This is a genomic window from Candidatus Collinsella stercoripullorum, assembly GCF_027669965.1.
GTDB classification, from domain to species: Bacteria; Actinomycetota; Coriobacteriia; order Coriobacteriales; family Coriobacteriaceae; genus Collinsella; species Collinsella stercoripullorum.
Genome location: NZ_JAQECM010000010.1, coordinates 16,691 through 38,577, shown reverse-complemented (window position 1 = coordinate 38,577; position 21,887 = coordinate 16,691). Strand labels below are relative to the sequence as shown.

16 protein-coding genes and 1 pseudogene are annotated in these 21,887 nt (G+C 67.9%); 11 read left to right on the top strand and 6 right to left on the bottom strand.

Annotated features, from left to right (window positions below; genetic code table 11):
* Positions 1-24: 24 nt before the first annotated feature.
* Together PHA29_RS04045 and glgB are read right to left on the bottom strand one after the other, a co-directional pair.
* Positions 25-2,454 (bottom strand): glycogen/starch/alpha-glucan phosphorylase, encoded by a 2,430-nt coding sequence (locus tag PHA29_RS04045; protein ID WP_270403663.1) that lies wholly within the window; start codon positions 2,452-2,454, stop codon positions 25-27.
* Between the two features lie 40 nt (positions 2,455-2,494).
* Positions 2,495-4,810: a 1,4-alpha-glucan branching protein GlgB gene (gene glgB, locus PHA29_RS04040; protein ID WP_270848231.1), complete on the bottom strand. Its 2,316-nt coding sequence runs from the start codon at positions 4,808-4,810 to the stop codon at positions 2,495-2,497.
* Between the two features lie 491 nt (positions 4,811-5,301).
* Between glgB and PHA29_RS04035 the strand changes: the two genes are divergently transcribed.
* Together PHA29_RS04035 and PHA29_RS04030 are read left to right on the top strand one after the other, a co-directional pair.
* The gene (locus tag PHA29_RS04035) at positions 5,302-6,012 is read left to right on the top strand and encodes an HAD family hydrolase (protein ID WP_270403665.1); all 711 of its coding nucleotides are present in this window, start codon (positions 5,302-5,304) and stop codon (positions 6,010-6,012) included.
* Between the two features lie 2 nt (positions 6,013-6,014).
* On the top strand, positions 6,015-6,710 hold the full coding sequence (locus PHA29_RS04030) for a thiamine diphosphokinase (protein WP_270848225.1): 696 nt from the start codon (positions 6,015-6,017) through the stop codon (positions 6,708-6,710).
* 252 nt (positions 6,711-6,962) lie between these two features.
* Here the strand turns inward: PHA29_RS04030 and PHA29_RS10610 are convergent.
* Positions 6,963-7,278: pseudogene (locus tag PHA29_RS10610) on the bottom strand (Rid family hydrolase).
* On the opposite strand from PHA29_RS10610, the gene PHA29_RS10605 reads away from it, so the two are divergent.
* Positions 7,201-7,380, top strand: coding sequence for a MarR family transcriptional regulator (locus PHA29_RS10605; RefSeq protein ID WP_270403727.1), 180 nt, complete (start codon positions 7,201-7,203; stop codon positions 7,378-7,380). The pseudogene PHA29_RS10610 and the gene PHA29_RS10605 overlap by 78 nt on opposite strands.
* Positions 7,381-7,897: 517 nt before the next feature.
* Here PHA29_RS10605 and PHA29_RS04015 read toward each other — a convergent pair.
* Positions 7,898-8,662 carry a phosphotransferase family protein gene (locus tag PHA29_RS04015; RefSeq protein WP_270403669.1) on the bottom strand — a complete coding sequence of 255 codons (765 nt, stop codon included), beginning with the start codon at positions 8,660-8,662 and terminating at the stop codon, positions 7,898-7,900.
* A gap of 134 nt (positions 8,663-8,796) precedes the next feature.
* Positions 8,797-11,442, bottom strand: a complete 2,646-nt coding sequence (gene adhE, locus PHA29_RS04010; RefSeq protein ID WP_270848224.1) for a bifunctional acetaldehyde-CoA/alcohol dehydrogenase — start codon at positions 11,440-11,442, stop codon at positions 8,797-8,799.
* A 553-nt stretch (positions 11,443-11,995) separates the two neighbouring features.
* On the opposite strand from adhE, the gene rpmB reads away from it, so the two are divergent.
* The 8 genes from rpmB to PHA29_RS03970 all read left to right on the top strand — a co-directional run bounded on the left by rpmB (position 11,996) and on the right by PHA29_RS03970 (position 21,135).
* Positions 11,996-12,184 (top strand): 50S ribosomal protein L28, encoded by a 189-nt coding sequence (gene rpmB / locus PHA29_RS04005; RefSeq protein WP_066832438.1) that lies wholly within the window; start codon positions 11,996-11,998, stop codon positions 12,182-12,184.
* Between the two features lie 326 nt (positions 12,185-12,510).
* A complete protein-coding gene (locus PHA29_RS04000; RefSeq protein WP_270848222.1) occupies positions 12,511-14,814 on the top strand; it encodes an ABC transporter ATP-binding protein in 2,304 nt (767 codons plus the stop codon).
* Entirely contained in the window at positions 14,814-16,631 is a 1,818-nt protein-coding gene (locus PHA29_RS03995) for an ABC transporter ATP-binding protein (RefSeq protein WP_270848220.1), read from the top strand. The genes PHA29_RS04000 and PHA29_RS03995 overlap by 1 nt, the downstream gene beginning before the upstream one ends.
* A gap of 222 nt (positions 16,632-16,853) precedes the next feature.
* The gene (locus tag PHA29_RS03990) at positions 16,854-17,855 is read left to right on the top strand and encodes a glutamate ABC transporter substrate-binding protein (protein ID WP_270848219.1); all 1,002 of its coding nucleotides are present in this window, start codon (positions 16,854-16,856) and stop codon (positions 17,853-17,855) included.
* A gap of 102 nt (positions 17,856-17,957) precedes the next feature.
* The gene (locus tag PHA29_RS03985; RefSeq protein WP_270403680.1) at positions 17,958-18,617 is read left to right on the top strand and encodes an amino acid ABC transporter permease; all 660 of its coding nucleotides are present in this window, start codon (positions 17,958-17,960) and stop codon (positions 18,615-18,617) included.
* Positions 18,614-19,444, top strand: coding sequence for an amino acid ABC transporter permease (locus PHA29_RS03980; protein WP_270403682.1), 831 nt, complete (start codon positions 18,614-18,616; stop codon positions 19,442-19,444). The genes PHA29_RS03985 and PHA29_RS03980 overlap by 4 nt, the downstream gene beginning before the upstream one ends.
* A gap of 27 nt (positions 19,445-19,471) precedes the next feature.
* Positions 19,472-20,230 (top strand): amino acid ABC transporter ATP-binding protein, encoded by a 759-nt coding sequence (locus tag PHA29_RS03975; RefSeq protein WP_270848218.1) that lies wholly within the window; start codon positions 19,472-19,474, stop codon positions 20,228-20,230.
* 107 nt (positions 20,231-20,337) lie between these two features.
* Positions 20,338-21,135: a gamma-glutamyl-gamma-aminobutyrate hydrolase family protein gene (locus tag PHA29_RS03970; protein ID WP_270848217.1), complete on the top strand. Its 798-nt coding sequence runs from the start codon at positions 20,338-20,340 to the stop codon at positions 21,133-21,135.
* 114 nt (positions 21,136-21,249) lie between these two features.
* On the opposite strand, the gene PHA29_RS03965 is transcribed toward PHA29_RS03970, so the two are convergent.
* Positions 21,250-21,879, bottom strand: a complete 630-nt coding sequence (locus tag PHA29_RS03965) for an HAD family hydrolase (RefSeq protein ID WP_270848214.1) — start codon at positions 21,877-21,879, stop codon at positions 21,250-21,252.
* Between the last annotated feature and the right edge of the window lie 8 nt (positions 21,880-21,887).

Here is a 21,887-nt window from a genome sequence, read left to right as displayed (position 1 = left end):
CGACGGACCGCGAGCGGCCGCCCCTTACGCGTGCCAGATCTCGTCGCGGTACTCGCGGATGGTGCGGTCGGACGAGAAGTGGCCGGAGTTGGCGATGTTCATGAGCGCCATGCGCTGCCAGGTGCGCGTGTCGTCGTAGACCTGCGTGAGCTCCTCCCACGCCTGCACGTAGCTGGCGAAGTCGGCGAGCACGAAGTCGTAGTCGTTGTTGTTCATGAGCTCGGCCTGGATGGACTCGAAGTTGCCCGACAGGCGGCCGAAGGTGCCGTCGGTGAGCTCCTCGATGCACCGGCCGATGCCCTCGCGGTCGGCGTTGACGAGGTCCCAGGCGAAGTAGTTGCCATGCCGCAGGGCCTCGACCTCGTCGACCTTCATGCCGAAGATCTTCTCGTTCTCGAGCCCGGCGAGCTCGGCGATCTCGATGTTGGCGCCGTCGAGGGTGCCGAGCGTGATGGCGCCGTTCATCATGAGTTTCATGTTCGAGGTGCCCGACGCCTCCTTGCCGGCCGTGGAGATCTGCTCGGAGATGTCGGTGGCAGGGTAGATGAGCTGCGCGTTGGAGACCGCGAAGTTGGGGATGAAGGCGACCTTGATGACGTCGTTGACGCGCTCGTCGGAGTTCACCACGTCGGCCACCGAGTTGATGAGGCGGATGACCTCCTTGGCGAAGGTGTAGGCGCTCGCCGCCTTGCCCGAGAAGATGAACGAGGTCTTGTGCGGGCGGTAGCCGGGGTCGGCGATCATGCGGTTGTAGATGTGCATGACCTTGAAGATGTTCAGCAGCTGGCGCTTGTAGGCGTGGAAGCGCTTGACCTGGACGTCGAAGATGGAGTCGACGTCCAGCTCGATGTCGCAGGTCCGCTTCACGTACGCGGCGAGGCGCGCCTTGTTCTCGCGCTTGCTCTGCGCGAGCGCGTCCAGGAACTCGCCGTCATCGGCCCAGGCCTCCAGGCGCTTGAGCTCGGAGGCGTCGACCAGCCAGCCGTCGCCGATCTTACCGGTGATGAGGCGGGAGAGCGACGGGTTGGCGTTGCCCAGGAAGCGGCGCGGGGAGATGCCGTTGGTCTTGTTGTTGAACTTCCCGGGCGCGAGCTCGTAGAAGTCGTGCAGGGTCTCGCGCTTCAGGATGTCGGTGTGCAGCTGCGCCACGCCGTTGACCGAGTGGCTGCAGATGACCGAGAGGTTGGCCATGCGCACCTGGCCGTCCCAGAGGATGGCGGTGTTGCGCAGCTTGTCCTGCCAAGCGTCGATGTCGCGCGGGAAGGACTCCATGTAGCGGCGGTTGATCTCGTCGATGATCATGTAGACGCGCGGCAGCAGGTGGCGGAAGGTGTCGATCGGCCACTTCTCGAGCGCCTCGGGCAGCACGGTGTGGTTGGTGTAGGAGACCGTGCGGGTGACGATGTCCCAGGCGGTGTCCCAGTCGAGCCCCTCCTGGTCCATGAGCAGGCGCATGAGCTCCGCGCCGCACATGGCGGGATGGGTGTCGTTGGTGTGGATGGCGACGAGGTCGGGGAAGCGCTCCCAGGAGGAGGTGCCGTAGTCGTTCTTGAAGGTGCGCAGGATGGAGGCGACGCCCGCGGCGACGAACAGGTACTCCTGCTTGAGACGCAGGATGCGGCCGTGCTCGCCCGCGTCGTTGGGGTACAGGATCTCCGAGATCGCCTCGGCGTCGGTGCGGAACTTGTTGGCCTTGGCGTAGTCGCCCGCGTTGAAGGCGTCCAGGTCGAAGTCGGCGCCCGCCGGCTCGGCGCTCCACAGGCGCAGGCGGTTCACGGTCTTGCCGCCGTAGCCGATGATGGGCACGTCGTAGGGGACCGCCTCGATGAGGTCGCCGCCGACCACGTCGAAGTGGAAGGTGCCGTCGGGGTCCTCGTGGCGCACGACGTCGCCCCCGAAGCGCACGAGCACGCGGCTCTCGGGGTGGCGGGTCTCCCACGGATAGCCCTTGGCGAGCCAGTTGTCCGTCACCTCGACCTGGCGGCCGTCGCGGATCTCCTGCTTGAACAGGCCGTAGCGGTAGCGCATGCCGTTGCCGAAGCCCAGGATGCCCTCGGCGGCCATGGAGTCGAGGAAGCAGGCGGCGAGGCGCCCCAGGCCGCCGTTGCCCAGACCCGGGTCCCCCTCCTCGGCGAGGAGGTCGTCGAGGTCGATGCCCATCTCGGACAGGCCCTGCTCGACGACGTCGCGGACGCCGTAGTTCAGCAGGTAGTTGTCGAGCAGCGGACCCATGAGGAACTCGAGCGAGAAGTAGTAGACCTTCTTCTTGTCGCTCTTGCCGTTCTCGGAGTCCGACTCGGCGAACTGGCGGTTGGCACGGGACGCGATGAGCTTGGCCAGCGCGCGGTAGCGCTCGCCGTTCTTGGCGACGTCGATGTCCTTGCCGACCTCGGCCATGAGCATCGTGCGGTAGTCGCGCTTGAACTCATCGGTGGTCTCGAAGATCTTATGCATGCGGGTGTCTCCCTTGCGGTCGGTTCGCCGTCCCGGGCGCTTAGGCCTCGGGATCGGCCTTTCTGGCGGCGGCCGCTCCGTGCGCGGCCTTCGCGGTCTTCCTCGCGGCTGCCTTGGCGGGAGCCGTGCGGGTGGATGAGGTGGGGGCGCCGTCCGCCTTCGCGGCGGACGTGCGCTTGGTCGTGCTCTTGGCGGGCGCCTTCTTGGCGGCGCCGGTCGTCTTCGCGGATCCGGAGGCCTTTTTCGCGGCCGGCTTCCCGGCCTTGGTCGCGGCGGCCTTCGTGGTCTTGGACGCGGTCGCCTTCGCCTTAGCGGCGGTCTTCTTGGCGCCCGTCGCCTTCGTGCCGGCAGAGGCCTTGCGGGCGGTCGTCTTGCGCGCGGTGGTCTTCTTGGGCTTGGGCGGCTTGTAGGAGCTCGGGCCGCGGCGCTTGAGCACGATGCCCGCGAGCGGCGGGACGGTGAGCTCGATGGAGTCCTCGAACCCGTGCTCGGGCTCGGGATGGCTCGAGAGCGTGCCGGCGTTGCCCTTGCCCGAGCCGCCGAAGTCCGTGGTATCGGAGTTGAAGATCTCGACGTAGTCGCCCTCGCGCGGGACGCCGATGCGGTAGGTCTCGTAGTACGCCGGGTCGAAGTTGATCAGGATGACGAGGTCGTCATCGGGGTCGTCGCCGTGGCGCACGAAGGAGACGATGGACTGCTCGGCGTTGTCGGGGTCGATCCACTCGAAGCCCTTCTCGACGTACCCGAGCTGGTAGAGGGCCGGCTGTTCGGTGTACAGGTGGTTCAGGGCGCGGATGAAGCGCTGGTGACCCGCATGGGTCTCGTACTGGTCGGTGAGGAACCACTGGATGGACTCGTAGTAGCGCCACTCGATGAACTGGGCGATCTCGTTGCCCATGAAGTTGAGCTTCGCGCCGGGATGCGTCATCTGGTAGAACGCCAGGGTGCGCAGGCCGGCGAACTGGCGCCACCAGTCGCCGGGCATGCGCCCGATGAGCGAGCACTTGCCGTGCACGACCTCGTCGTGCGAGAGCGGCAGGATGAAGTTCTCGGAGAACGCGTACATGATCGAGAACGTGAGCAGGTTGTGGTTGCCCGGGCGCCAGGGGAAATCGGTCTGCATGTAGTGGAGGGTGTCGTTCATCCAGCCCATGTCCCACTTGTAGTTGAAGCCCAGGCCCCCGTCCTCGGGCGGGTAGGTGACGAGCGGCCACGCGGTGGACTCCTCGGCCATCATCATGACGTCGGGGAAGGCGAGCTCGACGGTGGTGTTCACCTGGCGGATGAAGTCGATGGCGTCGAGGTCGCCCTCGTCGCCGTACTTGTTGAACTTCTTCTGGGACGGGTCGTCGACGCCGAAGTTGAGGTAGAGCATGCTCGACACGCCGTCCATGCGGATGCCGTCGGCATGGAACAGCTCGATCCAGAACAGCACGTTGGAGACGAGGAAGCTGCGGACCTCGCCGCGGCCGAAGTCGAACTTGTGCGTGCCCCAGTTGGGATGGATCTCGCGCTCGTAGAGCATGTGCCCGTTGAAGGTGGCGAGCCCCTGGGCGTCGGCGCAGAAGCCGCCGGGGACCCAGTCCAAGATCACGCCGATGCCCGCGGCGTGGGCGGCGTCGATGAGGTGCATGAGCTGCTTGGGCTCCCCGTAGCGGGCGGTGGCGGCGAAGTAGCCGGTGCCCTGGTAGCCCCAGGAGCCGTCGAAGGGGTGCTCCTGGACGGGGAGGATCTCGATGTGCGTGTAGCCCATGTCGCGGACGTAGTCGATGAGCTCGACCGCGAGGTCGTTGTAGCTGTAGTACTCTCCGATCTGGGCGGGGAAGGGGTCCATGGGGCCGGGATAGGTTCCGTCCTCGCGCGGCTCGCCCTGCGGCTGGTCGCCGTGCCTGCGCCAGCTCCCCAGATGGACCTCGTAGATGTTGAGCGGGCTCTTCATGTGGTCGGTCGCGCGGCGGCGCTCCATCCACGCGGCGTCGCCCCACTCGTAGCCGGTGATGTCCATGAGGCGCGACGCGGTGCCGGGGACCTTCTCGCTCCAGAACCCGTAGGGGTCGGCCTTGTAGAGCAGGGTCCCGTCATCGGTCTCGATGACGTACTTGTAGAGGTCGCCCTGGGAGAGGCCGGGGACGAAGCCCTGCCACAGCCCGCCGGTGGCAAGCTCGGTGAGCGGGTCGGCGGTGACGTCCCATCCGTTGAAGTCGCCGATCACGTGGACGCTTCTGACCTCGGGCGCCCAGACGCAGAAGCGCCAGCCGTCCACGCCGTTCTGCGTGTCGGGGTGCGCGCCCATCTTCTCCCAGCTCCGGTTCCAACGGCCCTGGGCGAACAGATGGATGTCGTCGTCCGTGATGATGAGGCAGGGGTCGTCCTTCTGGCGGGCGGCCGACGCCGTGGTGTCGGTCTCAGCGTGCGTGCGGTCCAACTTGTCCGTCCAATCGACATGGGCGACCGGTCGTCGCCCGAATCGGATACGACATCGCCGCGTATGCGCCCCGCATCCGGCGCGGGGTCACCGCCGCCGGGGGTGGGTTCGCAAAAACAGCGACGCCCATAATTTACCACTTGAGCGGTCAAGCAGGGGAGGCGGAGGCGGAGTGCGGTCGCTTTTGTCCGTTGAGCGCCCGCGGGGCGCCCGCGCGGGCACGGGACCCGGTGCGCGATGACGGCGTCGTCACAGCTTGAAGGCAGTCCCGGGCGATGGCTAGCACAGCGGGCGGGTTGCGGGGCGTCGATTCGGCGTACGGCATGTGCGGGGGGCGCCCGCGGGACAGGGGGCCTGCCGTTCCTCTATAGTGGTCGGTGCCGACGGTTTCGGCTCGCCACTCGTGAAAGGAAGGACACGGTATGTCGGACACCCAGCGCACGGCGCCGCGCGCGTTCATCTTCGACTGCGACGGCACGCTGATCGACTCCATGGGCATGTGGCTCACCATCTACCCCGAGCTCGTCGCCCGCTACGGCATCTCCATGACGCCCGAGGACTTCGCCGCGACCGAGAGCCTCGCGCTGCCCGACGAGATCGCCTACTACCATGAGAAGCTCGGCATCGGCGAGAGCGCCGAGGCGCTCATCGCGGAGCTGCGCGGGATGCTGACGGACCGGTACGCGCACACGATCCCGCTTCGCGAGGGGGTCGCGGGGTTCCTGGAGCAGGCGCGCGCCGCGGGCATCCCCATGGCGATCGCGACCTCGACCGACGAGGACCTGGTGCGCAGCGCTCTCGTGCGGCTGGGCATCGACGGGTTCTTCCCCGTGCTCGTGACCACCGCCGAGGCCGGTGCGTCCAAGGAGCACCCCGACGTGTACGACCTCGCCCTCGAGCGGCTCTGCGCCGCGACGGGGTCCGAGGTGCCCGCTCACCGGGACGTCTGGGTGTTCGAGGACGCGATGTTCGGGCTCGCCAGCTCGGGCTCGGCGGGCTACCGGCGCGTCGGCGTGTACGATCCGCACGGGCGCGCCGACCGCGAGGTGGTGCGCTCCCGCTGCGAGATCTTCGTCGACGAGTTCAGCGAGCTCCCGCTCGAGCGCATCCTGTCGTTCACGGAGGGGGAGTAGCCGTGCCGTCTCCGTGCGCGGGGGAGCCGCGCGTGCGCCGCGTCGCGGTGGTGGGCGGGTCCCCGGAGCCGTCGGGCGCATCCGCCGTCCGCCGCGCCGTGCGGGACGCCGACGCGGTCGTCGCGGTCGACCGCGGCCTCGATGCGGCCCGTGCGGCGGGGGTGCCGGTCGACCTGTTCTGCGGGGACGCGGACTCGGTGAGCGCCGAGGGCGCCGCGGCGGTGAGGGCCGCGGAGCGCGCCCGCGACGCGGGGGAGCGCGCGGCGTTCGACGTGGAGCGCTACGACCCCCATAAGGACTTCACCGACCTCTCCCTCGTCCTGCGCGCGGTGCGCGAGCGCTGGGGCGACCCGGCCCTCGTCTGCACCTGCCTTTCGGGCGGCAACCCCGACCACCTGCTCGGCGTGCTCGGCCGCCTGGCCGGCTGGGAGGGCGGCGTCGAGCTCGCCGAGGACGGGTTCGACGGCCGCATCCTGCACGGCGGGTCCTCCTGGCGCCCCGAGGCCCCCGTGGGCTCCCGGTTCTCCTTCATCCCGCTGTCCGGCGAGGCCGTCGTGAGCGAGCGCGGCTTCAGGTGGGAGCTCGACCGCCGGCGCGTGGAGCTCCTCTCCGACCTCGGCATCTCAAACGTGATCGAGGAGGCGTCGCCGACGATCGCCTGCCACGAGGGCACGATCGCCTGCTGGGCGTTCCGTTAGGCCTCCCTGCGGTCCCGCTCTCCCGTCCCCTGCGGCGCTCAAAAGCCCGTCGTCCCCTCCCTCCCGTCCCCTGCGGGCTGATCGCGCCTTCGGCGCTCAGAAGCCCGCAGGGGACGGGAGGGAGGGGCCCATGCGCTGTGCCCGCCCCCTGACGACAAGGCCCCCGCCGTCCTGCGGATGCGCGGGCGGCGGGGGCGTGCATGTCGGTATTCGTGATGCGGCGTCGCGTGCGACGGTCGGTCGGGGCCTTGATCAGCAGACGGCCTCGATCTCGACCTTGGCGCCCATGGGGAGGGCGCCGACCTGGAAGCAGGAGCGCGCGGGGTAGGGGGCGCTGAAGAACTCGGCGTAGACCTCGTTCACGGCGGCGAAATCTGCGATGTCGGCCAGCAGGACCGTCGTCTTGGAGACGTCGGACTACCAGTTCGTCATGGGGTATACCAGCTACATCCTGTCCGAGCACGATTACGGCCAGGGCATCCCGCTGACGATGATCGAGGTGCACACGCTCACCTACATCGAGGACCACCCCGATGTGACCATCACCGAGCTCTCCCAGATCTGGCACAAGACCAAAAGCGCGCTGTCCCAGGTCATCACCCATCTCGAGCGCGAGGGGCTGCTCACCAAGAGCCGCAAGGAGGGCAACGCCCGCGAGATGCGCCCATAAGCGCTATGACACCGAGGACATCGCCCGCACCACCGCCGAGCTGCGGCGGGAGTGCACCGAGGCCGAGGTGGACGCCTTCTACAAGGTGCTCTCGGTCTACAACCGCGTCATGGAGGACGATTTCCAGGCCCGTCCGCCCCGGCGCGGCCGCCGCACGAGGTAGGTACCCGCCCCCTCCCTCCCGTCTCCTGCGGGCTTCTGAGCGCCGCAGGCGCGATTGTTTGCTGAGCGTTCCGGTGGACCTTGCCTGGCCCCTCCCTTCTGTCCCCTGCGGGCTTCTGAGCGCCGAAGGCGCGATCAGCCCGCAGAGGACAGAAGGGAGGGGGCTGTGTATCCCCGCCGTCCTGCGAACAAGCGAAGGCCGACCCGCGCGAGGCGGGCCGGCCTTCATGCTCAATGCATCAGAGCCTATCCGGTGGGGGCGCTCAGAAGGGGCGTGACATCCTGAGCGGTCCTCTGAGGGCCGCAGGCGCGATCGGACCGCGTGGGATGCCCCGCCCCTCGCTGGGACGGTGTCCTACTGGTAGTCGAACACGTCGATGCAGCTCATCAGGAACTCGTCGTTGGCCCCGCCGCGCTTGCGCGCGAGCTCGGAGGCGGCGACGATCGACATATAGCTGCGGACGATCTGGATGGGCTCGTCGGCGCGGTTGCAGTAGAGCTCCAGGTAGGCGTCGGCCTGCTGCTTGTCCTCGAGCGCGAACAGCAGGTAGGTCATGGCTGCGTCGGCCGCAGGGGCGCCCTGGGTGGCGTGCGCCCAGTCGCAGACGTAGAGCTTGCCGTCATCGCCGACGATGACGTTGGAGGGGTTGAAGTCGCCGTGGCAGACGTTGGTCTCGATCTTCATGCCGTCGAGGCGCTGGAGCAGGTCGTAGCGCGTGGAGGCATTCAGCTGATCGAGCTGGTTGATCATGCGGGCGTACTTGTCGCGCTGGCGGTTGAGCAGCGGCGAGCGGAAGGAGTGGATCTCGATCTGCAGGTCCACGAACTGCTCGAGGTACTCGTAGAAGCGCGCGGGCTCGGCAGCCATCTTCTCGGCGAGCGTGACACCGGGGACCTTGGTGGTGACGAGCGCCCAACCGCCCTCGTCGACCTGGGCGACCTCGAGGGCCTTGGGCGAGCGGATGCCGCACTCGTTGATGCGGGCGAGGTTCAGGGCCTCGTTGAAGACGTCGGAGACGGGCTTCGTCTCGTTGAAGACCTTGACGATCTTGTCGCCGAGGTCGTAGACGACCTTGTTGCCGCGGCGGGCGACCTCTACCTTGGTGTCCGGAAGAATCATGGCGTTACCTTCCTTTCTGGGTGCGGCGCGAGGAGATCGCGTCGACACCACTGTAGTGGCTCCGGGGCGCGCCGCGCGCTCGGCGCGGTGAGCGGCGCGCCCCGGGCAGCAAACGAGGGGAGCGAAAGCGGGCGTTACGCCTCGTAGCTCTGCGGCTCGCGGCCGTAGTACGCGTCGAGGTAGAGCTCGCGGATCTCGCTCATCAGCGGGTAGCGCGGGTTGGCGCCGGTGCACTGGTCGTTGAAGGCCTGCTCGGTCATATCGTCGAGGGTCTCCAGGAAGTACTTCTCGTCGACGCCGTACTCGGCGATGGTCTTCTTGATGCCGATGGTCTCCATGAGGTCCTCGAGCTTCTGGATGAAGTTCTCGAACACCTCGCGGTCGTCGGCGCCGGTGCAGCCGCAGTAGCGGCCGAGGTCGGCGTAGTCCTTGAGCGCGTGCGGGTACTGGTACTGGGAGAAGGTGCCCATCTTGACGGGCTTCTCCGCGGCGTTGTAGCGCATGACGCGGGTGAGGATGACGGCGTTGGCCAGACCGTGGGGCAGGTGATGGAAGGCGCCGAGCTTGTGGGCCATGGAGTGGTTGACGCCCAGGAACGCGTTGGCGAAGGCCATGCCGGCGAGGCAGGAGGCGTTGTGCATCTCCTCGCGGGCGTGCGGGTCGTCGGCGCCCTTCTCGTAGGCCGCCGGCAGGTTCTCGAACACGAGCTTGGCGGCGCGCATGGACAGGCCGCGCGTGTAGTCGGAGCTCATGATCGAGACGTAGGACTCGATGGCGTGGGTCATGACGTCGATACCGGAGGCGCAGGTGAGGCCCTTCGGGGCGGTCATGGCGTTGTCGACGTCGACGATGGCCATGTTCGGCATGAGGGCGTAGTCGGTGATCGGCCACTTGATGCCGGTCTCGGCGTCGGTGATGATGGCGAACGGCGTCACCTCGGAGCCGGTGCCCGAGGAGGTCGGGACGGCGACGAAGTAGGCCTTCTCACCGAGCTTGGGGAAGGTGAAGACGCGCTTGCGGATATCCATGAAGTCCATGGCGGCGTCCTCGAAGTTGACCTCGGGGTGCTCGTACATGAGCCACATGATCTTGCCGGCGTCCATCGCGGAGCCGCCGCCGACGGCGATGATGACGTCGGGCTCGAACAGGCGCATGCGCTCGGCGCCCTTCTGGGCGTCCTGCAGGCGCGGGTCGGGGCAGATGTCGTAGAACGCATCGTGCGCGACGCCCATCTCATCGAGCTTGGCCTCGATGGCGCGGCAGTTGCCGTTCTTGTAGAGGAAGGAGTCGGTCACGATGAAGGCGCGCTTCTTGCCCATGACGCGGCCGAGCTCGTCGAGGGCGACGGGCGTGCAGCCCTTTTTGAAGTAGATCTTCTCGGGAGCCCTGAACCAGAGCATGTTCTCGCGGCGCTCGGCCACGGTCTTGATGTTGAGCAAGTGCTTCACCCCAACGTTCTCGGAGACGGAGTTGCCACCCCAGGAGCCGCAGCCCAGCGTGAGGGACGGCTTCATGCCGAAGTTGTACAGGTCGCCGATGCCGCCCTGGGAGGACGGGGTGTTGATCACGATGCGGCACGCCTTCATGGTGTCCTCGAACAGCGCGATCTTCTCCTTCTCGGCGGGGTGCACGTAGAGGGACGCGGTGTGGCCCGGGCCGCCGGCGAGCACGAGGTGCTCGGCCTTGTCGACGGCCTCCTGGAACGTCTTGGCGTGGTACATGGCCAGGACGGGGGAGAGCTTCTCGTGGCTGAACTCCTCGGTCGCGGGGTCGGTGGAGGTGACCTCGGCGATCAGGATCTTGGTCTTGGGCGGCACGGAGATGCCGGCGAGCTCGGCGATCTTGGCGGCGGGCATGCCGGGGATGCGGTGGTCGAGCGCGCCGTTCTTGAACATGGTATCGCGCAGGGCCTCGAGCTCCTTGCCCTTCTTGACGAAGTAGCAGCCGCGGCGCTCGAACTCGGCCTTCACCTGGTCGTACACGGAGTCCAGCGCGGTGACGGACTGCTCGGACGCGCAGATCATGCCGTTGTCGAAGGTCTTGGAGTGGATGATGGAGTTGACCGCGTTCAGGATGTCGGCGGTCTCGTCGATGACGACGGGGGTGTTGCCGGCGCCGACGCCCAGGGCGGGCTTGCCCGAGGAGTAGGCGGACTTGACCATGCCGGGGCCTCCGGTGGCCAGGATGATGTCCACGTCGCTCATGAGGCGGCTGGTGAGCTCGAGGGTCGGCTTGTCGACCCAGCCGATGATGCCCTCGGGGGCGCCGGCCTTGACGGCGGCGTCGAGCACGACCTTGGCGGCGGCGATGGTGCACTGGGCCGCGGCGGGGTGCGGGGAGATGATGATGGCGTTGCGGGTCTTCAGGCAGATGAGGCACTTGAAGATCGCGGTGGACGTGGGGTTGGTGGTGGGGATGACCGCGCCGACCACGCCGATGGGCTCGGCGACCTTGGTGATGCCGTAGGCCTCGTCGCGCTCGATCACGCCGCAGGTCTTGGTGTTCTTGTAGGCGTTGTAGATGTACTCGGCTGCGTAGTGGTTCTTGATGACCTTGTCCTCCAGCACGCCGCGCTTGGTCTCCTCGACCGCCATCTTGGCGAGCGGGATGCGCTGCTTGTTGGCTGCCATGGCCGCCTCATAGAAGATCTTGTCCACCTGCTCCTGGGTGAAGGTGGCGAAGACCTTCTGGGCCTCTCGCATGCTCGCGAGCTTTGCCTCGAAGGCCTCGATCGAGTCTACGATTGCGGGGGCGGCTTCGACCGTTGGCTTTTTTGCCATGCTGAGCTCCTTTTCATCGGTGCCTGCCTATGGTGCCCATTGTATGGACACCCCACGCGCGCGGGGCGCTTGTAGGATAGTTTGCCGCAAACGGTACTAATGAAACGCTTCAATAGCAGAAAATTGACGAAATCATGACAGACCTGTGAAGACAAACGTGCAGGAACAAAGTGGGTAGGTTTTTGAAATCGGCACGTAAGAGGGTTGGAGAGCATGAACCAATCAATTGCTGCGCTCTCGAAATATGAAACGCTTCAATATTGAGCGGCTTGCATTTTTGCCATGTTCTGTGAACGCATCGGTGCAAGCGGCATGACCGGAAGGACGGCCCCCGTCATCGCTGTGCCGCCTGCCCGCGTTTCGCGCGGGATTCACGGGCGGCGATCCGCTGATATCATGTATACGGGGCGTGCCCATCGGGGATCGGACCGGCCGCCGCCCCGACTTCTCGGGGCGCATGTGTGGATTTCGCATAGCTTCGACGTTCTGTGATATAGTGCAATGCTGTTTGTTCACGCGGCTTCGAGTTCCGCCGCCCAAGGAGGGTTACGACATGTCTAAAGTTTGCGAAATCTGCGGTAAGCACCCCGTGGCAGGGCGTTCCATCAGCCACTCCCACCGCGTCGCCATCCGCAAGTTCCGTCCCAACATCCAGCGCGTCTACGTCGTCGTCGACGGTCACCGTCGCAAGATGAACGTGTGCACCAACTGCCTCAAGTCCGGCAAGGTGGCCCGCTCCTAATTTTCCTTGCGGCAAACAACGCGTGAACCGGGTCAACGGTACACAACGAACGCTCAGGCGCCCTCCGGGGCGCCTTTTCTTTTCCGTCCCGAGCGAGCCGCCCGTCCCCAAGACGCGTGCCCGGGGCCACGGCGAGCCGATGCGCTCACTAAATAATAAGGTGCCTAAGTTGTTGTCTTCTTATGGAGGAGGGTCGCTTCGGCCGTCCGGACCTCCGCTCGTCCGATCGCATGGGAATAATGGTTCGCGCCGCGCGCCCGGGCATCCGCTCCGGGTGCGCGGCGCGCATCTGAAGGTATCCGGAAGAAGGGGGAGGGTAACCGGGCGTGAAGATCTTCAGTTTCCTGAAACACCACAAGGTCAGCTTTCTGATCGCGCTGGTTCTCCTGTTCGCACAGGCGAACTTCGAGCTCATGCTCCCGCAGATCATGAGCGACATCGTCGACGTGGGCATCAGCCAGGGCGGCATCGACAGCGCGGTCCCCGACACGATCCGTGCGGACGACCTGTCCGACATCGAGCTGTTCCTCGATACCGCGGAGACCGACCGCGTCGAGGCGAGCTTCAGCGAGCCCGACACGAGGGGCGTCCGCACCTTCACGGGGGACGCCTCGGCGCGCGCCGAGCTCGAGGACCCCATGGGCGAGGCGGAGATGCTCACATACCAGTTCGACCAGGGGGTCTCGCTCGACCGGTTCATCGATGCATCCGGCGCCTCGTCGGCTTCGGGCGCATCGGGGGAGGCCCGGACGGCCGCCCGCGAGCGGATAGAGGCCGCGATGGGGGACACCGTCGAGACCTCCGACATCCGGTGGCTCGTCGAGGCCGGTCTGATCGGCCGTGACGACCTCGTCGCCTCGCGCGAGGCGCTGGTCGACTCGCTGGGGGATAACGCGGACACCGTCGTCCGGTCGCGCGCCATCGCCTACGTCGAGCGCGCCTACGAGGACGCGGGGGTCGACCTCACCGCCGTACAGAGCGGCTACCTGTGGAGCCAGGGGCTGTCGATGCTCGGGCTCGCGCTCGCATCCGCCCTGTGCGCGATCCTGGCCGCGCTGAACGCGAGCCGCACCTCCGCGGCGATCGGTCGCGACCTGCGCCATCAGCTCTACGAGCGGGTCCTGGACTACTCGCCGGCCGAGATGAACCGCTTCTCGAGCGCCTCGCTCATCACGCGCGCGACCAACGACATCCAGCAGATCCAGATGATCTGCGTCATGTGCCTGCGCATCGTGCTGTTCGCGCCGTGCATGGGCATCGGCGCGGTCGTGCGCGTGCTCGCCACGCCGACCGGCATGGAATGGATCCTCGTGGTCGCCATCGCGGCCATCGCGATCGCCATCGGCGTGCTCATGGGCGTCACCATGCCCAAGTTCCGCATCATGCAGAAGCTCGTCGACCGCAACAACCTGCTCGCGCGCGAGATCATCACCGGCATCATGCCCATCCGCGCGTTCGGGCGTCAGGAGCACGAGGAGCGCCGCTACAACCAGGCGAATCGCGAGCTGACCTCGACCTACATCTTCACCAACCGCTGCATGGCCCTGCTCATGCCCATCATGCTCATCGTGATGAACGGCACCACGGTCGCCATCGTGTGGTTCGGCGCCCGGGGCGTCGACACCGGCGGGCTGCAGGTGGGCACCCTCATGGCCTACATCAACTACGTCATGCAGGTCATCATGTCCTTCATGATCCTCACCATGATCTCGGTCATGCTGCCGCGCGCGGGCGTCGCCGCCGAGCGCGTGCAGGAGGTGCTCGACACGCGGACCTCCATCTCCGACCCCGAGCCCGAGCGGCGCGTGACGCGCGAGCGCGGGGAGGGGTGGCGCGGCGCCGTCTCGTTCAACGACGTCACCTTCTCCTACCCGGATGCCGACTGCCCGACGCTCGAGCACATCAGCTTCACCGCCGAGCCCGGGCGCACCACGGCCATCATCGGCTCCACCGGCTGCGGCAAGTCGACCCTCGTCCAGCTCATCCCGCGCCTGTACGACGTCACGCAGGGCTCCGTCACCCTCGACGGCGTCGACATCCGCGACATCGACCTCGCCGAGCTGCGCCGCGCCATCGGCTACGTCCCGCAGAAGCGCATGCTGTTCTCGGGGACCATCGAGAGCAACATCAAGTACGGGGACGAGTCGATGAGCGACGCCGACATGGAGCGCGCCGCGGGCATCGCCCAGGCCGCCGAGTTCATCGAGGCGAAGCCCGAGGGCTACGCGAGCCGCATCTCCCAGGGCGGATCCAACGTCTCCGGCGGCCAGAACCAGCGCCTGTCCATCGCCCGCGCGCTGGCGATCCGCCCGAAGGTCCTCGTGTTCGACGACTCGTTCTCGGCGCTCGACTACAAGACCGACGCCGACCTGCGCGCCCGGATCGCGCGCGAGTGCTCCGACGCCGCGGTGGTCATCGTGGCGCAGCGCATCGCCACCATCATGCACGCCGACGAGATCCTGGTCCTCGACGACGGGCGCATCGTCGGGCGCGGCACCCATGCCGAGCTGCTCCGCAGCTGCCCCGAGTACCTGGAGATCGCCAAGAGCCAGCTGTCCGCATCCGAGCTGGGGCTCGACGGGGAGGAAGCCCCCGCACCCGGCTCCCTTAAGGAAGGAGGTGAGCGCTGATGCCAGGTCCCGCGCACCGCGGCCCCGCCTCCGAGCGCGCCCGCGACTTCTCGGGCACGCTCAAGCAGCTGGTCGCCTACCTCGCCCATGAGCGCATCGCGCTCGTCATCGCGCTCGTCTGCGCCATCGCCTCGGTCGTCTTCAACGTCGTGGGCCCGCGCATCCTGGGCCAGGCGACCACCAAGCTGTTCGAGGGCATCACCGCCAAGGTCATGGGCACCGGCTCGATCGACTTCGCCGGGATCGGGTACATCCTTGCCGGCCTGCTGTGCCTCTACCTCACCTCCGCGGCCTTCAACTTCTGCCAGGGCTGGCTCATGACCGGGGTCACGCAGCGCGTGTGCTACCGCATGCGCCGCGAGATCGTGGAGAAGATCGACCGCATGCCGCTCGCCTACTTCGAGCGCAACGCGGTCGGCGACGTGCTGTCGCGCATCACCAACGACGTCGACACCGTCGGCCAGTCGCTCAACCAGTGCGTCACCCAGCTCATCACCTCCATCACGCAGATCATCGGCGTGACGGTCATGATGCTGTCGGTCTCCGTCGCGCTCGCCGGCCTCACCTTCCTCACGATCCCGGTCTCGCTCGTGCTCATCGTGCTCGTCGTGCGCACCTCCCAGCGCTACTTCCGCCAGCAGCAGGCGCTGCTCGGCCGGGTCGACGGCACCATCGAGGAGAGCTTCTCCGGGCAGAACGTCATCAAGGTGTTCAACCGCGAGCAGCGCGCCGTGGCCGATTTCGACGCCGACAACGACCTGCTCTACCAGGCCGGCTGGCGCTCGCAGTTCCTCTCGGGCCTCATGCAGCCGATCATGAACTTCGTGGCGAACCTCGCCTATGTCGCCGTGGTGTCCTTCGGCGCGTTCCTCGCCGTCGCGGGCTCCATCTCCGTGGGCGACATCCAGGCGTTCATGCAGTACGTGCGCAACTTCACCCAGCCCATCACCCAGCTCACGCAGGTGTCCAACATGCTGCAGATGCTGTCCGCCGCCGCCGAGCGCGTCTTCGAGTTCCTCGCCGAGCCCGAGGAGACGCCCGACGCCGTGACGCCCGAGCTCCCTGCCCGCGGGCGCGGCGCGGTCGAGTTCGACCGCGTCCGGTTCGGGTACGTGCCCAACAAGACCGTGATCCACGACTTCAGCTGCCGGGTCGAGCCCGGCCAGACGGTCGCCATCGTCGGCCCCACGGGCGCCGGCAAGACGACCCTCATGAAGCTGCTCATGCGCTTCTACGACGTCAACGCGGGCTCGGTGCGCGTCGACGGCGTCGACGTGCGCGACTACGCCCGCGACGACCTGCGCGCCGGCTTCGCCATGGTGCTGCAGGACACGTGGCTGTTCCAGGGCTCGATCATGGAGAACATCCGGTACGGGCGCGCCGACGCCACGGGCGACGAGGTCCGCGCCGCCGCCCGCGCCGCGCTCGCCGACCACTTCATCCGCACGCTGCCCGGCGGGTACGACTTCGAGCTGAACGAGGACGCCTCCAACGTGAGCCAGGGGCAGCGGCAGCTGCTCACCATCGCGCGCGCCTTCATCGCCGACCGCCCGATCCTCATCCTGGACGAGGCGACCTCGAACGTGGACACGCGCACCGAGGAGCGCATCCAGCGCGCCATGGACGCCCTCATGCAGGGCCGTACGAGCTTCGTCATCGCGCACCGCCTCTCCACGATCCGCAACGCGGACAAGATCCTGGTGCTGCGCGACGGCGACATCGTCGAGTCGGGCACCCACGAGGAGCTGCTCGCGCAGGACGGCTTCTACGCCGAGCTCTACAACTCCCAGTTCGCCGACACGGGCGAGCAGGACTGATCCCGGGCGGCCCCTTCCGGGGCGAGCCGTCCTAGGGCGGGGCCGCGCGCCGTGCGGGCGCCGGGCGGGACGTTCCCGCGCGGCGCCCGCTCGCGTCGGGATCCCCAAGTTTGTTTCAAATCATGAGTGAACGGGTATGATTTAGCCTTAGAATATCGTTCAACGCGTTTGTCCAGCATATGCTTTAGTGCGATGCTGCGCGCATAGACGAAAGGATGCACCATGTCCAACAACACCCCGCGCCCCGAGCTCCTGCTCGACCGCCGTCACGCGCTGCTCGGCCTGGGCGCCGCAGGCGCCGTCGCGGCCTTCGGCCTCTCCGGCTGCAGCGACGAGCCCGCCCCCGCGCCCGAGGGCTCCGGCGACGCAGGCTCCTCCTCCGACGACGCGCAGGAGGCGCAGATCGACGCCGCCGCCTACGACGAGCTCGTGGCCTCAGCGCCCGTCGCCGACGACGCCGTCGTCGAGGCGAGCGCCTGGGCGTCCAAGATCCGCGACGCCGGCAGCATGCGCGTCGGCGGCGTCCAGACCTCCCTGCTGTTCTGCCTCATGAACGAGAAGGACAACAAGGTCCGCGGCTTCGACGCCGGCCTCTTCCAGATGCTCGCCCGCTACATCCTGGGAGACGAGAACGCCTACGAGCTCACCCAGGTGACCTCCGACACGCGTGAGAGCGTCCTCACCAACGACCAGGTCGACGCCGTGTTCGCCACCTACTCCATCACCGACGAGCGCAAGGAGATCATCTCCTTCGCCGGCCCGTACTACACCACCCAGCAGTCCATCCTGGTGATGGCCGACAACTCCGACATCAACGGGGTCGACGACCTCGCGGGCAGGAACGTCGCCGCCCAGTCCGGCTCCACCGGCCCGTCGGTCCTCGAGGAGTACGCCCCCGAGGCGACCATCCAGGAGTTCTCCACCGATGAGGAGGCGCGCACCGCGCTCAAGCAGGGCCGCGTCGACGCCTATGTGATCGACACCGCCATGCAGATGGGCTCCATGACCCGCGAGCCCGGCGTGTACCGCCTGGCGGGCGAGGAGTTCGGCCCGGTCGACGCCTACGGCATCGGCCTGCCGCTCGACTCCGACGGCGTCGAGTTCGTGAACACCTGGCTGGCCTCCATCGAGGAGGACGGCACCTGGTCCGAGCTGTGGAAGGTCTGCATCGGCGACCGCGCCGAGGTTGAGACGGCCCCCGAGCCGCCGGCGATCGGCGCGTAGGCGCCCGTCTCCATCCCGTCGCCGCCGGCGGCGGGGGATAGGTCAGGTTGCCGTGGGGCCGGCGCCGTCGCGCGCGGGCCCCGCGGCCGTTAAGGAGGCTGCATGGGAATCTCCGAGCTCCTCTCAACCTACGGGGGTGACTACCTCTCGGCCCTCGTCACCACCTGGTGGATGACGGCCGTCTCGTTCGCCTTCGTGATGGTGCTGTCCGTCGCCATCACGGTGATGCGCGTGTCGCCCCTGAAGCCCCTGCGGCTCGCGGGCGACTTCTACGTCCAGGTGTTCCGCAACATCCCGGGCGTGGCGCTGCTCGTCATCGTGGTGTACGCCCTGCCCAACCTGCGCGTCGTGCTCGACTACACCACCTGCGTGATCGTGACGACGGTGCTCATGGCCTCGGCGTTCGGCTCCGAGAACTTCATGAGCGGCATCAACACGATCGGCGTGGGGCAGATCGAGGCGGCCCGCTCGCTCGGGCTCACCTTCACGCAGATCATCTCGAAGATCGTCATCCCCCAGGCGCTCCGCTCGGCGGTCCTGCCCATGACGAACCTCCTGATCGCCGTGATGCTCACCACCGCCTTGGGCTCCCAGGTCCCCATGAACCCCGAGGAGCTCACGGGCATCGTGTCCTATATCAACACCCGTTCCACCGGCGGCGTGCTCGCGTTCCTCATCGCGGCGCTCGGCTACGTGGGGACGGCGGCGGTCATCAGCCTGGTCGGCAACCGCCTGGACAAGAAGGTGAGGATCTTGAGATGAGCGCGCCCGCACGTCCCACCAGCATCCGCGATGCGCTCTACGAGGCCCCCGGCCCCCGCACCCGCCGCCTGATGGTGGCGGGGACGGTGGTCACGGGCATCCTCGTGATCATCGGCATCGGCCTCGTGATCCGGCAGTTCTACGTGACCGGCCAGCTCGCCCCGCGCTACTGGACCTTCCTCGCGCAGCCCACCACCTGGCGCTACCTGCTCCAGGGGTTCCGCGGCACGGTGAGCGTCGCGCTGACCGCGGGCGTCCTGTCCCTGCTGCTCGGCCTCGTCCTGATGCTCGGCCGCACGAGCGGCATCCGCCCGCTCTCGGCGCTCTGCCGCGTCGTCACCGACTTCTTCCGCGGCGTGCCGAGCCTGCTGCTCATCTATTTCTTCTTCCTCGCGGTCCCGCAGTACGGCATAAGGCTGTCCTCCTTCTGGATGATCACGCTCCCGGTGACGCTGGCAGCCTCCGGCGTGCTCGCCGAGGTCCTCCGCGCCGGCGTGAACGCCGTCCCGCGCGGCCAGGTCGAGGCCGCCCTGTCCCTCGGCATGCGGCGCGGGCGCATCATGTTCAAGATCGTGCTGCCCCAGGCCGTCCGCTTCGTGATCCCCTCGCTGATCTCGCAGCTCGTGGTCGTCGTGAAGGACACCACGGTCGCCTACGTGGTGAGCTACCCCGACCTCATGCAGAACGCGCGCGTCCTCATCACCAACTACGACGCGCTCGTCTCCATGTACTTCACCGTCGCCATCGTCTACATCCTGCTCAACTACGCCATCAACAAGCTGTCCGGCTTCGTCGCCGAGCGCATGGGCGTCAAGATCATCCGCTAGCCATCGCGCCTGCGAGAGGGGAGAACCATGACATCCGACCGTACCGGCGATGTGCCCGTCATCGAGCTGCGCCACGTCGACAAGCACTTCGGGGACCTGCACGTCCTGCGCGACATCAACCTCGCGGTGGCGCGCGGCGAGGTGCTCGTGGTCATCGGCCCGTCCGGCTCCGGCAAGTCGACGCTGTGCCGGACCATCAACCGCCTCGAGACCATCGACTCGGGCGAGGTGCTCATCGAGGGCAAGCCCCTGCCGCTCGAGGGGCGCGAGCTCGCGGCGATGCGCGCCGAGCTCGGCATGGTGTTCCAGAGCTTCAACCTGTTCGCCCACAAGACCATCCTCGAGAACGTGACGCTCGGACCCGTCGACGTCCTGGGGATGGACAAGGCCGAGGCCCGCGCCCGCGCCATGGAGCTGCTCGAGCGCGTGGGCGTGGCGGAGCAGGCCGACAAGGTGCCCGCCCAGCTGTCCGGCGGGCAGCAGCAGCGCGTGGCCATCGCCCGGTCGCTCGCGATGCACCCCAAGGCGATGCTGTTCGACGAGCCGACGAGCGCGCTCGACCCCGAGATGATCAACGAGGTGCTCGATGTCATGGTCGAGCTCGCGCGCGGCGGCATGACCATGGTCATCGTCACGCACGAGATGAACTTCGCGCGCCGCGTCGCCGACCGCGTGGTGTTCATGGCCGACGGCCAGATCGTTGAGGAGGGGGCGCCCGACGCCTTCTTCGACCATCCGCGGACCCAGCGCGCCCGCGACTTCCTGGACTCGATCCGGGGGCACTGACCCCCTGCGGGGCGCGAGCGCCCCGTCCCGTTCATCCGTCGCGCGCCCGCGCCCGCATCCGGGCGCGGGCGCGCGGATACCCATGAGAGAAGCAAGGTGGATGCCCCATGGCGCAAGAACCCGAATACGTACCCGCTGCCGCCTCTGAGCGGCCCGTGATCCTCGTCGCCCCGCGCCTGGAGGACTGCCAGCCCTGCCTCAAGATGCCCGAGAAGCTCGCGCCCGAGGAGACCGCCGCGACCGTGTTCCTCGATGCGATCCTCGCTGCGGGCGGCCTGCCGCTCATGGCCCCGCTGACCGAGGACGAGGGGCTCATCGCGCGCATGGTCGAGATGGCCGACGGCATCGCCCTGCCCGGCGGCCAGGACGTGAGCCCCGCGCTGTGGGGAGACGACTCCCCCTACGACGAGGCCCTGCTGTGCCCTGAGCGCGACGCGTTCGAGGCCCGCCTCATCAAGGCGGCGCTCGCGGCCCACCGGCCCATCTTCGCCACCTGCCGCGGCGCCCAGATCCTGAACGTCGCGCTCGGCGGGAGCCTGTGCATGGACGTGCCGTCCTTCGAGCCGGTCGACGGGATGGCGCTGTGGCGCCACCGCCCCATCCTGTCCGACCCCGCCCATCCCGTGGAGGTGAGGGCGGGCTCGCTGCTCGAGCGCGCGCTCGGCGGGTTCACACAGGTCCAGGCGAACTCCAGCCACCACTGCTGCGTCGACCGGCTGGGGGAGGGGGTCGAGCTCGTGGCCCGCGCCACCGACGGGGTCCCCGAGGGCATCGAGGTGCCCTCCGAGCGGTTCTGCCTGGGCGTCCAGTGGCATCCGGAGTACACCTGGCGCGCGCTGCCCACCGACTTCAACCTCTGGCGCTCCTTCGTGGACGCCGCGGCGGAGGTCCGCGCCGCGCGCTGAGCCCTGCCGCGCGGGGGCGGAGCCCGTGGGGAGGGTCCGCCCGGCGCGGGGTTCGGGGCGGCACCCTGCCGCCGGGCTCAGGGCGCCGTGTTTCGGGCTCGGGGCCGCGGCGGTCTAGCGCAGGCCCATGCCCCATGCGCCCAGGAACGCCTCGACGGCGTCCTTGAGCGCGGCGGCGTCCCCGTCGAACCGGTGCGCGCGCATCCCCGCGACCTCGGCGCCGCGGCAGTTGTCCGCGTTGTCGTCCACGAACAGGCAGCGGTCCGGGTCGAGGCCGTAGCGTCCGCAGAGCAGCAGGTAGATCGCCGGGTCCGGCTTCATGACCCGCTCGAACCCGGAGACCACCCGGCCGTCCATGAGCGGGTAGGCGGGGCAGCCGGCGAGCTGCAGGTCGATGCGGGTCGAGGCGTTCGAGAGCAGGTAGGCGCCCGCGCCGGCGCGTTTGAGGCGGGCGACGAGGTCGCAGACGGGGATGATGGGCTCCGATCGCTCCGGCCAGTGCTCGAGGCACGCGTGCAGCGCCGCATGCAGCCGAAGGGGCAGGTGCGCCTCCGCGACGCGCCGCATGGTGTCGTGGCCGATCGCGCCCGCGTCGAGCAGGGCCCATTCCGGCCTGCCGAACAGCGCGGCATGGAGCAGGCGCGCGTCGTCGTCGGAGTCGGTGAAGCACCGGGCGAAATACGGCCCGTCGAAGGTCATGAGCACGTTGCCCATGTCGAACACTACGTTCGGGCGGCCGTCCATACCTCTCC

What these genes read in the sequence shown, in the direction of transcription:
- PHA29_RS04015 (WP_270403669.1), bottom strand. Translation starts at nt 8,662, where the DNA reads ATGATTCTTCCGGACACCAAGGTAGAGGTCGCCCGCCGCGGCAACAAG.
- PHA29_RS04045 (WP_270403663.1), bottom strand. Translation starts at nt 2,454, where the DNA reads ATGCATAAGATCTTCGAGACCACCGATGAGTTCAAGCGCGACTACCGC.
- PHA29_RS10605 (WP_270403727.1), top strand. Translation starts at nt 7,201, where the DNA reads ATGATCGAGGTGCACACGCTCACCTACATCGAGGACCACCCCGATGTG.
- PHA29_RS03985 (WP_270403680.1), top strand. Translation starts at nt 17,958, where the DNA reads ATGGGAATCTCCGAGCTCCTCTCAACCTACGGGGGTGACTACCTCTCG.
- PHA29_RS03995 (WP_270848220.1), top strand. Translation starts at nt 14,814, where the DNA reads ATGCCAGGTCCCGCGCACCGCGGCCCCGCCTCCGAGCGCGCCCGCGAC.
- PHA29_RS03965 (WP_270848214.1), bottom strand. Translation starts at nt 21,879, where the DNA reads ATGGACGGCCGCCCGAACGTAGTGTTCGACATGGGCAACGTGCTCATG.
- PHA29_RS03975 (WP_270848218.1), top strand. Translation starts at nt 19,472, where the DNA reads ATGACATCCGACCGTACCGGCGATGTGCCCGTCATCGAGCTGCGCCAC.
- PHA29_RS03980 (WP_270403682.1), top strand. Translation starts at nt 18,614, where the DNA reads ATGAGCGCGCCCGCACGTCCCACCAGCATCCGCGATGCGCTCTACGAG.
- PHA29_RS04035 (WP_270403665.1), top strand. Translation starts at nt 5,302, where the DNA reads ATGTCGGACACCCAGCGCACGGCGCCGCGCGCGTTCATCTTCGACTGC.
- PHA29_RS03990 (WP_270848219.1), top strand. Translation starts at nt 16,854, where the DNA reads ATGTCCAACAACACCCCGCGCCCCGAGCTCCTGCTCGACCGCCGTCAC.
- adhE (WP_270848224.1), bottom strand. Translation starts at nt 11,442, where the DNA reads ATGGCAAAAAAGCCAACGGTCGAAGCCGCCCCCGCAATCGTAGACTCG.
- rpmB (WP_066832438.1), top strand. Translation starts at nt 11,996, where the DNA reads ATGTCTAAAGTTTGCGAAATCTGCGGTAAGCACCCCGTGGCAGGGCGT.
- PHA29_RS03970 (WP_270848217.1), top strand. Translation starts at nt 20,338, where the DNA reads ATGGCGCAAGAACCCGAATACGTACCCGCTGCCGCCTCTGAGCGGCCC.